Origin of the sequence: Pseudomonas sp. BBP2017 (assembly GCF_003024385.1) — a bacterium.
GTDB lineage: Bacteria > Pseudomonadota > Gammaproteobacteria > Pseudomonadales > Pseudomonadaceae > Aquipseudomonas.
This window is the reverse complement of record NZ_PVZN01000021.1, coordinates 74,813-86,036: the sequence shown is the minus strand read 5'-3', so window position 1 is coordinate 86,036 and position 11,224 is coordinate 74,813. Positions and strand designations below refer to the sequence as shown.

The window sequence follows — 11,224 nt, the reverse complement described above, 5'->3', positions numbered from 1 at the left end:
GATCACTTCGACGTCTACTTCTGTCACCGCAAGCTGAGAACCATCGATTTCAACAACCCGGATGGCAAGCGATAATGTGTCAACCATGTCCCCGTACATGTGTCAGCGATGTCTCCGGTCCATACACTTGGAAAAAGTAGGCAAAACCGCTCGCTCCTGCATCCGGCCCTACGCTGCGCTCCGGGTCCCCTCGCTACGGCACCTTCCGGGGCCACGCGGCCTACGACTTGCTTCGCCAAGTCTCCGTCTCGCGTCTTCGGCTAACGCCGAAGGTGCTGCGCACTGCCCCTACAGGCACCTCCGCTCGGCCTCCTGAAGTCGCACTCCGCGGCGCCTGAACCGACGTGCATGAAGATCAAGAGCAAGAGCAAGAGCAAGAGCGAGATCAAGGGCGAGTTGGTACTCACTTTGCCAGCGGGCTTGCCCCGCGCTGGCGTCAGCTTGCCGCTGCCAGCATTTGATTTCGAAGATACGCCAGTGCAGGCGCCGCCCGTAACTTCGCGACTTCAGGAGGCCGAGCGTAGGTGTCTGGAGGGGGCTGGTGCGCAGCACCCTTCGGCGTTAGCCGAAGTCGCGAGCCGGAGACTTGGCGAAGCAAGTCGTAGGCCGCGATGCCCCTGGAAGGCACCGTAGCGAGGGGACCCGGAGCGCAGCGTAGGGCCGGATGCAGGAGCCAGCGGCTTTGCCTACTTTCCCCAAGAGGAAAGTAGGCCGCCGTAAAGGCGGAAGGGGCCGGCAGCGGCGCCACATTGACTGGATAAGCTCGCAGCCTCAAGTCCCAACCCAACCCAAGGATCATAGTCCCCGGAATTCCGTGAAGAACCAGAAATAAGGCCCGATCGCGGGGCAAGCTTCTAAATCACAGGAACCGAGGGAATGAAATACTGAAATCTTTTCTGTAATTGTACCTGTCAGCCCCCGTCACCTAGCCCGTAGAATCCAGTCTCCCCCCACCACAGGGCATTTTGAGGCTGGTATGCACATTTCTTCCGGACGCTGGGTCTATGGCCTTTCTCTTTCGCTGTTGACCGCGTTGCTCTGGGGCATCCTGCCGATCAAGCTCAAACAGGTGCTACAGGTGATGGACCCGATCACCGTGACCTGGTTCCGCCTGTCGGTCTCCGGTGGCCTGCTGCTGGCCTGGCTGGCGGCAAGCAAGCGCTTGCCGTCGTTCAACAAGCTCGGGCGCAAGGGCTGGGGCCTGGTGGCATTGGCCACCGCTGGCCTGGTCGGCAACTATGTGCTGTACCTGATGGGCCTGAACCTGCTGAGCCCCGGCACGGCGCAACTGGTCGTGCAGCTGGGGCCGGTACTGCTGCTGGTGGCCAGCGTGTTCCTGTTCAAGGAACGCTTCAGCCTCGGCCAAGGGGGCGGTCTGGTCATCCTGCTCATGGGCTTCGGCCTGTTTTTCAACCAGCGCCTGGACGAGCTGTTGACCTCCCTGAGCGTCTACACCACAGGTGTGCTGACCATTGTCCTGGCCACCACTATCTGGGTGTTCTATGCCCTGAGCCAGAAGCAGTTGCTGACGGTGTGGAATTCGCTGCAGGTGATGATGGTGATCTACCTGTGCTGCGCCGTGCTCTTGACGCCCTGGGTGCATCCGCTCGAAGCCCTGCAGTTGACGCCGCTGCAAGGCTGGCTGTTGCTCGCCTGCTGCCTCAATACCCTGGTGGCCTATGGCGCCTTCGCCGAAGCACTGGCCCACTGGGAAGCCTCCAAGGTCAGCGCCACCCTGGCGATCACCCCGTTGATCACGTTCGTTGCCGTCGCCCTGGCGGCCTGGTTCTGGCCTGACTATGTGCACGCCGAACAGATCAACACCCTGGGTTACATTGGCGCGTTGGTGGTGGTGCTGGGCTCGGCGCTGACCGCGCTGGGCCCATCGATCATGGCCGGCTGGCGGGCCAGGCGCGTACGCCTGGCCCGGTGACTCAGCCTTTCTTGCCGGGTTCGAGCATGTCTTGCGGGCGTACCCATTGATCGAATTGCTCGTTGCTCAGGTATCCCAGCGTCAAGGCCGCCTCGCGTAATGTGCGGCCTTCGCTATAGGCTTTCTTGGCAATTTCCGCCGCCTTGTCGTAGCCGATATGCGGGTTGAGCGCAGTGACCAGCATGAGTCCGCGTTCCAGGTGCGCGGCCATCTGTTCGGCATCCGGCTCGATGCCTGCCACGCAGTGCTGCTGGAAGTTGCTGCAGCCGTCGGCCAGCAGCTCGATGGACTGCAGCAGGTTGTGGATGATCACCGGCTTGAACACGTTCAGCTGCAAATGCCCTTGGCTGGCGGCAAAGCCGATCGCGGTATCGTTGCCCAGCACCTGGCAGGCCAGCATCGACAGCGCCTCGCACTGGGTCGGATTGACCTTGCCGGGCATGATCGAGCTTCCCGGCTCGTTGGCCGGCAGGCGCACTTCAGCCAAGCCTGCACGGGGGCCGGAGCCGAGCAGACGCAGGTCGTTGGCCAGTTTCATCAGGGCTACGGCCAGGGTTTTCAGGCCGCCGGCGAGGGTGGTCAGTGGTTCATGCCCGGCGAGGGCGGCGAATTTGTTCGGCGCGGTAACAAAAGGCAGGCCGGAGAGGGCCGCCAGCTCTGCGGCGATGGCCTCGGCAAAACCGTGCGGGGCATTCAGCCCGGTACCGACGGCGGTGCCGCCCTGGGCCAGTTCGCACACGGCCGGCAAGGCCGAGCGAATGGCGCGCTGGGCGTACTCAAGCTGGGCAACATAGGCCGAGAGTTCCTGACCGAAGGTGATCGGCGTGGCATCCATCATGTGCGTGCGGCCGGTCTTGACCAGGTGCTGGTGACGCACCGAAAGCTCCGCCAGCCCCGACGACAGCTCGGCGATGGCCGGCAACAGCTTGTGCTGGACCGCCTGGGCGGCGGCGATGTGCATGGCGGTGGGGAAGCAGTCGTTGGAACTCTGCGAGCGGTTGACATGGTCGTTGGGGTGCACCGGGCTCTTGCCACCCCGGCCTTTACCGGCAAGTTCGTTGGCGCGCCCGGCGATCACTTCATTGACGTTCATGTTGCTCTGGGTGCCACTGCCGGTTTGCCAGACGACGAGTGGGAATTGCTCGTCAAGCTGGCCATCGAGCACCTCGTCGGCGGCCTGTTCGATCAGCCGGGCGATGTCCGCCGGCAGGTCTCCGTTGCGGCTGTTGACCCGTGCAGCGGCTTTTTTGATCATCGCCAGGGCGTGCAGGACAGCCAGTGGCATACGCTCCTTGCCGATGGCAAAGTTGATCAGTGAGCGTTGCGTCTGGGCACCCCAGTAGGCCTGGTCAGGAACTTCGACCTGCCCCAGGCTGTCAGTTTCGATACGGCTCATGCTGTGAACACTCCCTTGTGGTCTGAGTTCGCAGTTTAGGTCCCTTTTCGCCGCAGCGGCTCTATCGCTCGTCGAGCCACTTGAGTGCCGTGCCCGAGTCGGCGCAAAATGCTCTACTCTGGGGTACTGCCTCCTCTGTCTAATGAAGGAATTACGATGACCCGTCTTCGCGCCCTTTGCACCGCTGTTGCGCTGGTTTGCGCCAGCGGCCAGGTGCTTGCCGATACCGCCAGCCACAACGCCAGTGCCGAAAAATTCCTCATGATGGCGCACGCTGACAAGCTCGGCACCCCGGTCTACATGCAGGTGCAACAGATGTTTGCCCAGCGTTTCGAACAGACCAAGGCCCCGGCCTCGAAAAAATCCGTGCTCGACAGCTACCAGGCCAAGGCCAACGCCGCCCTGGATCAAGCCATCGGCTGGAACAAGCTCAAGCCGGATATGGTCAAGCTCTACACCACCACGTTTACCGAAAGCGAGCTCAAGGACCTGGTAGCTTTCTATCAGTCGCCACTGGGCAAGAAAGTCCTGGAAAAGATGCCGCAGGTGACCCAGCAGTCGGCCCAGCTGACCCAGCGCAAGCTGGAAAGCGCGGTGCCGGTGGTCAACAAGCTGCTGGCTGACATGACCAAGGAACTCGACCCGAACGCTGGCAAGGCCGCCGCGCCAGCGAAGCAGTAATACGCGGAGCCGTCCATGTCCATGCAGCAAAAGATTGAACAGAGCCTGGCCGCGCTGGCGCCGCAGCACCTTTCGGTGCTCGACGAAAGCCATATGCACAGCCGTGGGCAAGAAACCCACTACAAGGCCGTGCTGGTCAGCGAGCAGTTCGAGGGGCTGAACAGCGTCAAGCGTCACCAGAAGGTCTACGCCACCCTCGGTGAACTGATGGGGCAGTTCCATGCCCTGGCCCTGCACACCTATACCCCTGAAGAGTGGCAGAAGGTCGGCGCAGCGCCAGCCTCGCCGACCTGCGCAGGTGGCAGCAAACACTGATTTCATCGTCAGGTTTTTGTTAGAATGTGCAACGCGCCGCTCGTCGGCGCGTTTTTTATTGTCATCCGGTCCGCCCTTTACGAGGGTGACCACCTGGAGATTGATTGCATGAGCCAAGCTATCGTCGTGGCGGCGCTGTACAAATTCGTCACCCTGAAAGATTACCTCGAGCTGCGCGAGCCGCTACTCGAAAGCATGATGGCCAACGGCATCAAGGGCACCTTGTTGCTGGCCGAAGAGGGCATCAACGGCACCGTATCCGGTACCCGTGAAGGTATCGACGGCCTGCTGGCCTGGCTGCGCAGCGATGCGCGCCTGGTGGATATCGACCACAAGGAATCCTACTGCGACGAACAGCCGTTCTATCGCACCAAGGTCAAGCTCAAGAAAGAGATCGTCACCCTCGGCGTGGCGGGCGTGGACCCAAACCACAAGGTCGGGACCTACGTCGAGCCGCAGGACTGGAACGCGCTGATCAGCGATCCCGAGGTGCTGCTGATCGACACCCGCAACGACTACGAAGTGGCGATTGGCACCTTCGAAGGCGCGATCGACCCGAAAACCACGACCTTCCGTGAGTTCCCCGAGTACATCAAAGCCAACTTCGACCCGGCGCGGCACAAGAAAGTCGCGATGTTCTGCACCGGTGGCATCCGTTGCGAAAAAGCCTCCAGCTACATGCTCGGTGAAGGTTTCGAAGAGGTCTATCATCTTAAAGGCGGGATCCTGAAATACCTCGAAGAGGTACCGCAGGACCAAAGCCGCTGGCAGGGCGACTGCTTCGTGTTCGACAACCGGGTCACCGTGCGCCACGACCTGACCGAAGGCGACTACGACCAGTGCCATGCCTGCCGTACCCCGATCAGCGTCGAAGACCGTGCGTCGGAGCACTATTCGCCGGGTATCAGCTGCCCACATTGCTGGGACAGCCTGAGCGAGAAAACCCGACGCAGCGCCATCGACCGGCAGAAGCAGATCGAGCTGGCCAAGGCCCGCAACATGCCGCACCCGATCGGCCACAACTACCGCAAAGCTGCCGAGGCCTGATAGATGTCCGCACGCCTGCTTTATGTGATGGACCCGATGTGCTCCTGGTGCTGGGGCTTTGCCCCTGTGGCCCAGGCGCTGATCGCCCAGGCGCGCGACGCCGGGATCGACACCCACCTGGTGCCCGGTGGCTTGCGCACTGGCAGCAGTGCGCTGGATGCCTCGACCCGCGGTTACATCCTTGAGCACTGGCAGGCGGTCAATGCCGCCACTGGCCAACCCTTCACCCTCGAAGGGGCGATGCCGGACGGTTTTGTCTATGACACCGAACCTGCCTGCCGCGCCCTGGTAGCGGCCCGTGGTCTTGACCCGCAACGCACCTGGGCGTTGCTCGCAGCGATCCAGCAAGCGTTCTATCTGGGCGGCGAAGACGTCACCCGCGCCCCCAAACTGGTGGAGTTGGCCGAGCAGGTCGGCTTTGAGCGGGCGGCATTTGCCGAGTGCTTTGCCAGTGCCGAGGTGCGCGCGGTCACGGCCTCCGATTTCACTTGGGTGCAGGATCTGGGGATTGCCGGGTTTCCGACCTTGCTGGCCGAACGTAACGGCCAGCTGGCGTTGCTGACCAATGGCTACCAGTCACTCGATGCGCTAAGCCCGCTGCTCGGACGCTGGCTGCGGCAGGCCGCCTGTGCTTGACCTGCCAGGGTCACCCGACCCTGTGCCGGGGCCTGCCCCAGTTGTTGCCGATCGCCTGAGCTGGGCGGAGATCCGCCGCCTGGCCCTGCACCATAAAAAAGCCCTGTGGGTTGCCAACGGCGTTGCGCTGCTGGCGGCGCTGTGTAGCGTGCCTATCCCCTTGTTGCTGCCGCTGCTGGTTGACGAAGTGTTGCTCGGGCACGGCGATGCCGCGCTCAAGTGGATGAATCAGCTGCTGCCGGGCAACTGGCAGGTGGCGGCCGGTTACATTGGCCTGATGCTGGTGCTGACCTTGTGCTTGCGCTGCGCCGCACTGGCCTTCAACGTGGTGCAGGCCAAGCTGTTCGCCGGCCTTGCCAAGGACATCGTCTATCGTCTGCGCATCCGCCTGATCGAGCGGCTCAAGCGCATCTCCCTGAAGGAATACGAAAGCCTGGGCAGCGGCACGGTGACCACGCACCTGGTCACCGACCTGGACACCCTGGACAAGTTCGTCGGCGAGACCTTGAGCCGTTTTCTGGTCGCCATGCTGACCCTGACCGGCACGGCAGCAATCCTGATGTGGATGCACTGGAAGCTGGCGTTGCTGATCCTGCTGTTCAACCCCTTGGTGATTTTTGCCACGGTGCAGTTGGGCAAGCGGGTCAAACACCTGAAAAAGCTGGAAAACGACAGCACTTCGCGCTTTACCCAGGCGCTGACCGAAACCCTCGATGCGATCCAGGAAATTCGTGCCAGCAATCGCCAGGGGTATTTCCTCGGGCGCCTCGGTTTGCGTGCCCAGGAAGTGCGCAACTATGCGGTGGCTTCGCAGTGGAAGAGCGATGCCAGTGGTCGTGCCAGTGGTCTGTTGTTCCAGTTCGGCATCGATATCTTCCGCGCTGCGGCGATGCTCACCGTGTTGTTCTCCGACCTGTCGATCGGCCAGATGCTGGCGGTGTTCAGCTACTTGTGGTTCATGATCGGCCCGGTCGAGCAGCTGTTGAACCTGCAGTACGCCTTTTATGCGGCGGGTGGTGCGCTGAGCCGGCTCAACGAATTGCTGGCGCGTGCCGACGAGCCGCAGTACCCCGGTGGCGTCGACCCGTTCAAAGGGCGTGACACGCTGGGCATTGAAGTGCAGGGACTGCGCTTTGCCTATGCCGAGGAGCCGGTGCTCGACCAATTGAACCTGTCCATCGCGCCGGGCGAAAAAGTCGCGATCGTCGGCGCCAGTGGTGGTGGCAAGAGCACCCTGGTGCAATTGCTGCTCGGGCTCTACAGCGCTCAGGCCGGCACCATCCGTTTCGGTGGCTCGACCTTGCAGGAAATCGGCCTGGAAACCCTGCGCGAGCATGTCGCGGTAGTGCTGCAGCATCCGTCACTGTTCAACGACACCGTGCGTGCCAACCTGACCATGGGCCGCGACTGCAGTGACGAAGCCTGCTGGCAGGCGCTGGGCATTGCCCAGCTCGACTCCACGATCGGCGCATTGCCGCGAGGTCTGGATACCGTGGTCGGTCGCTCGGGCGTGCGCTTGTCCGGAGGCCAGCGCCAGCGCCTGGCGATTGCGCGGATGGTGCTGGCCGAACCCAAGGTGGTGATTCTCGACGAAGCCACCTCGGCGCTGGACGCGGCCACTGAATACAACCTGCATCAGGCCCTTGCGCGTTTCCTCAGTGCGCGGACCACCTTGATCATTGCCCACCGTCTGTCCGCAGTGAAGCAGGCCGACCGTGTGCTGGTGTTCGATGGTGGGCATGTGGCCGAAGATGGCGATCATCAGCAACTGATTGCCGATGGCGGTTTGTACGCAAAGCTGTATGGTCATTTGCAGCAGAGTTGAATGCAAAGTAGTGAGTAATTGAGAAAAGCGCTCCAGTATCGAGAGCAAATAGCCTAGGCTGTGCGTTTATAAGATAGAGATTCATTCGGCTCTGTGTGCAAGGGACCTCATGAAGCGAAAACGGATTCTCGAAGCCCCGAACCTGCTGGGCATTATCTGGCCATTTGTTGCCGTGGTGTTGTTTCAGGCATTGTTGGGGGGGATCAGCCTGTATGCGTTGTCGGCGGTGCGTGGTTATGTAGCGGGGGAGAGCCTGTGGTCCAAGGGGCAAAAGGACGCGATCTACTACCTTAACCTGTACGCCGACAGTCGTGACCAGGCGGTTTTTCAGAAGTACCTGAAGTCGTTTGCCATACCGCAGGGTGGCCATGACTTGCGGGCTGCCCTGGACTTGCCGGTCCCGGACCTTGAGGCTGCGCGTCGAGGCATTTTGCAGGGCGGTAACCATCCTGACGACATTGCCAGTGTTATCTGGCTGTACCTGAACTTTCGCCAGGTCAGTTACCTGGAAAAGGCCATTGAGCTGTGGGCGGTGGGCGATGGTTTTCTCCGTCAGCTGGACGCGCTTGCCCGGCAGATGCACGCAGGTTTTCGCTCAGGCACGGCGAGCGCTCAAGACGTCGCCGAGTGGAAAGCGCGCATTGCCACTATCAATGACGGTGTGACACCTGCCGCCCGGGCATTCAGCGACGCGCTGGGTGAAGGCTCGCGCATGTTGTTGCGGGTGCTGCTGGTGACCAACCTGGCCACTGCGTTGTTTCTGATAGCCTTGGCCTGGATGCGTTCAAGCAAGTTGCTGGCCCAGCGCCAGGCCTTTGCCAGCGCCCTGGAGGTGGAAAAAGAACGGGCGCAGATCACCCTGGAGTCGATTGGCGACGGCGTCATCACCACCGACGTCGAAGGCTGCATCACTTACATGAACCCGGCAGCCGAGCAGCTCACCCACTGGCACGTCGCCCAAGCCCATGGCTTGCCCCTGGCGGCACTGTTCAGCCTGCTCGATGAGAATGCCGAGAAAGACAGCCTGACCCTGGTCGAGCGCATTCTCAGCGGTGGTCTCAAGGGTGGCAGCGAACACACCAAACTGATTCAGCGCCTGGATGGCAGTACCGTCTCGGTGACCCTGGTAGGTGCGCCGATCCTGGCTGAAGGGCAGACCAGCGGCATCGTCCTGGTGCTGCATGACATGACCCAGGAGCGTCAGTACATCGCCAACCTGTCCTGGCAGGCGACCCATGATGCGCTCACTGGCCTGGCCAATCGCCGCGAGTTCGAATATCGCCTGGAGCAAGCGCTCAATAGCCTGGCGCGCAAACCGGCGCGGCATGCTTTGATGTTCCTCGATCTCGATCAATTCAAACTGGTCAACGACACCTGTGGGCATGCCGCAGGCGACGAGCTGTTGCGCCATATCTGTGCCGTGCTCCAGGCCGGGTTGCGTGAAGGTGACACCCTGGCGCGGCTGGGTGGCGATGAGTTCGGCATCCTGCTGGAGAATTGCCCGCAAGAACAAGCCGAACGCATTGCCGAAAGCTTGCGTCAGGCTGTTCAGAGCCTGCATTTCGTCTGGAAAGGGCGGCCGTTCATGACCACCGTGAGCCTGGGGCTGGTGCACATCAGCCAGGCGCCGACCACCCTTGAAGCCTCGTTGCGTGCCGCCGACATGGCCTGCTACATGGCCAAGGAGAAAGGCCGCAATCGCGTGCAGGTGTACCATGCCGACGACAGTGATTTGTCCATGCGCTTTGGCGAAATGGCCTGGATTCAGCGCCTGCATGTGGCCCTGGAAGAAAACCGCTTCTGTCTTTACGCCCAGGAGATCGCCGCCCTCGGCCCCGATGACGGTGCTGGTCACATCGAGATCCTCTTGCGCCTGCAAGATGAAAGCGGGCGGATCATTTTCCCGGACAGTTTCATTCCTGCCGCCGAGCGCTATGGTTTGATGACCGCGCTGGACCGTTGGGTGGTGCGCAGTGTCTTCACGGTCATTCGCCAGTGCCTGGACGATCAGCGCGACGGCGCGTTGGCCATGTGCGCGATCAACCTGTCTGGCAGCAGCATCGGTGACGACAAGTTCCTTGAGTACCTGCGGCGCTTGTTTGCTGAGTTTGCCATTCCACCGCAGATGATCTGTTTCGAAATCACCGAAACCAGTGCCATTGCCAATCTCGGCAGTGCCATACGCTTCATCAATGAACTCAAAGGGCTGGGTTGCCGGTTCTCGCTGGATGACTTCTGTGCCGGGATGTCGTCGTTCGCGTATTTGAAGCATTTACCTGTAGACTTCCTGAAAATCGACGGAAGTTTCGTCAAAGACATGCTCGACGACCCGGTTAACCGGGCTATGGTTGAAGTGATCAACCACATCGGTCATGTCATGGGCAAGCGCACCATTGCCGAATTCGTCGAAACGCCGTTGATCGAACAGGCCCTGCAGGAAATCGGCGTCGATTACGCCCAGGGGTACCTGATCGAACGACCGCAGCCGTTCACCAGCGACAGCCTGCAACGCCAACGGATTGCGGCGAGGCCCCTGTTGTTCAAAGCGCCTGGGACCTTTCGCTGAAGATCCGCACGATAATCACAAGGAACAAGGAGCTGACAGTGATTGACGCGTTTGTCCGTACCGGTCCACTGATGGACCCCACCAGTTACCCGCTCTGGGCCCAGCAGCTGATCAAGGATTGCCATGAGAGCAAGCGCCGGGTAGTCGAACACGAACTCTATCAACGCATGCGCGATGGCCGGCTCAGTGCTCGTACCATGCGCCAGTACCTGATTGGCGGCTGGCCGGTGGTCGAGCAGTTCTCCTTGTACATGGCCAAGAACCTGACCAAGACCCGCTACGCACGCCACCCCGGCGAAGACATGGCGCGGCGCTGGTTGATGCGCAATATCCGCGTCGAGCTCAACCATGCCGACTACTGGCTGTATTGGAGCCAGGCCCATGGCGTCAGCCTCGAAGACCTGCAGGCTCAGGACGTGCCGACCGAACTCAACGCCCTGAGCGACTGGTGCTGGCATACCTGCGCTGCCGATTCGCTGGTGGTGGCCATCGCCGCAACCAACTATGCAATCGAAGGGGCGACCGGTGAATGGTCAGCCGTGGTGTGTTCGACCGGTGTGTATGCCCAGGGCTTCCCGGAGGAAGGCCGCAAGCGCGCCATGAAGTGGCTGAAGATGCATGCCCAGTACGACGATGCCCACCCGTGGGAGGCGCTGGAAATCGTCTGTACCCTGGCCGGTAACAACCCGTCCCGGGCGTTGCAGGCTGAGCTGCGTCGAGCGGTCTGCAAGAGCTACGACTACATGCACCTGTTTCTTGAGCGCTGCATGCAGCTGGAACAGCGCCAGCCCGCCCGTGCCCAGGCGGAACTGGTCGAGGGCTGAG

The 11,224-nt window shown here is 61.5% G+C and carries 9 protein-coding genes; 8 read left to right on the top strand and 1 reads right to left on the bottom strand.

Annotated features, from left to right (window positions below; translation table 11 throughout):
- Positions 1-976 precede the first annotated feature (976 nt).
- On the top strand, positions 977-1,933 hold the full coding sequence (locus C6382_RS21435; protein WP_107026321.1) for a DMT family transporter: 957 nt from the start codon (positions 977-979) through the stop codon (positions 1,931-1,933).
- Between the two features lies 1 nt (position 1,934).
- Here C6382_RS21435 and C6382_RS21430 read toward each other — a convergent pair whose 3' ends face one another.
- Entirely contained in the window at positions 1,935-3,329 is a 1,395-nt protein-coding gene (locus C6382_RS21430) for a class II fumarate hydratase (RefSeq protein ID WP_107026320.1), read from the bottom strand.
- 156 nt (positions 3,330-3,485) lie between these two features.
- Here C6382_RS21430 and C6382_RS21425 point away from each other — a divergent pair, with 156 nt between their 5' ends.
- The 7 genes from C6382_RS21425 (at position 3,486) to C6382_RS21395 (ending at position 11,223) form a co-directional block, all read left to right on the top strand.
- Positions 3,486-4,010 (top strand): DUF2059 domain-containing protein, encoded by a 525-nt coding sequence (locus C6382_RS21425; protein ID WP_107026319.1) that lies wholly within the window; start codon positions 3,486-3,488, stop codon positions 4,008-4,010.
- A gap of 15 nt (positions 4,011-4,025) precedes the next feature.
- Positions 4,026-4,325, top strand: coding sequence for a BolA family transcriptional regulator (locus tag C6382_RS21420; protein WP_038608283.1), 300 nt, complete (start codon positions 4,026-4,028; stop codon positions 4,323-4,325).
- A gap of 108 nt (positions 4,326-4,433) precedes the next feature.
- Positions 4,434-5,372 (top strand): rhodanese-related sulfurtransferase, encoded by a 939-nt coding sequence (locus C6382_RS21415; RefSeq protein ID WP_178082814.1) that lies wholly within the window; start codon positions 4,434-4,436, stop codon positions 5,370-5,372.
- A gap of 3 nt (positions 5,373-5,375) precedes the next feature.
- Positions 5,376-6,008 (top strand): DsbA family protein, encoded by a 633-nt coding sequence (locus C6382_RS21410; protein WP_107026318.1) that lies wholly within the window; start codon positions 5,376-5,378, stop codon positions 6,006-6,008.
- The gene (locus C6382_RS21405) at positions 6,001-7,833 is read left to right on the top strand and encodes an ABC transporter ATP-binding protein (RefSeq protein WP_107026317.1); all 1,833 of its coding nucleotides are present in this window, start codon (positions 6,001-6,003) and stop codon (positions 7,831-7,833) included. The genes C6382_RS21410 and C6382_RS21405 overlap by 8 nt, the downstream gene beginning before the upstream one ends.
- Before the next feature lie 109 nt (positions 7,834-7,942).
- Positions 7,943-10,399 carry an EAL domain-containing protein gene (locus C6382_RS21400; protein WP_107026316.1) on the top strand — a complete coding sequence of 819 codons (2,457 nt, stop codon included), beginning with the start codon at positions 7,943-7,945 and terminating at the stop codon, positions 10,397-10,399.
- A 71-nt stretch (positions 10,400-10,470) separates the two neighbouring features.
- Positions 10,471-11,223 (top strand): TenA family transcriptional regulator, encoded by a 753-nt coding sequence (locus tag C6382_RS21395; RefSeq protein WP_371919646.1) that lies wholly within the window; start codon positions 10,471-10,473, stop codon positions 11,221-11,223.
- Position 11,224: the final 1 nt, after the last annotated feature.

Coding starts and splice junctions, on each gene's coding strand:
- C6382_RS21395 (WP_371919646.1), top strand. CDS start 10,471: ATGGACCCCACCAGTTACCCGCTCTGGGCCCAGCAGCTGATCAAGGAT.
- C6382_RS21430 (WP_107026320.1), bottom strand. CDS start 3,329: ATGAGCCGTATCGAAACTGACAGCCTGGGGCAGGTCGAAGTTCCTGAC.
- C6382_RS21435 (WP_107026321.1), top strand. CDS start 977: ATGCACATTTCTTCCGGACGCTGGGTCTATGGCCTTTCTCTTTCGCTG.
- C6382_RS21420 (WP_038608283.1), top strand. CDS start 4,026: ATGTCCATGCAGCAAAAGATTGAACAGAGCCTGGCCGCGCTGGCGCCG.
- C6382_RS21425 (WP_107026319.1), top strand. CDS start 3,486: ATGACCCGTCTTCGCGCCCTTTGCACCGCTGTTGCGCTGGTTTGCGCC.
- C6382_RS21400 (WP_107026316.1), top strand. CDS start 7,943: ATGAAGCGAAAACGGATTCTCGAAGCCCCGAACCTGCTGGGCATTATC.
- C6382_RS21415 (WP_178082814.1), top strand. CDS start 4,434: ATGAGCCAAGCTATCGTCGTGGCGGCGCTGTACAAATTCGTCACCCTG.
- C6382_RS21410 (WP_107026318.1), top strand. CDS start 5,376: ATGTCCGCACGCCTGCTTTATGTGATGGACCCGATGTGCTCCTGGTGC.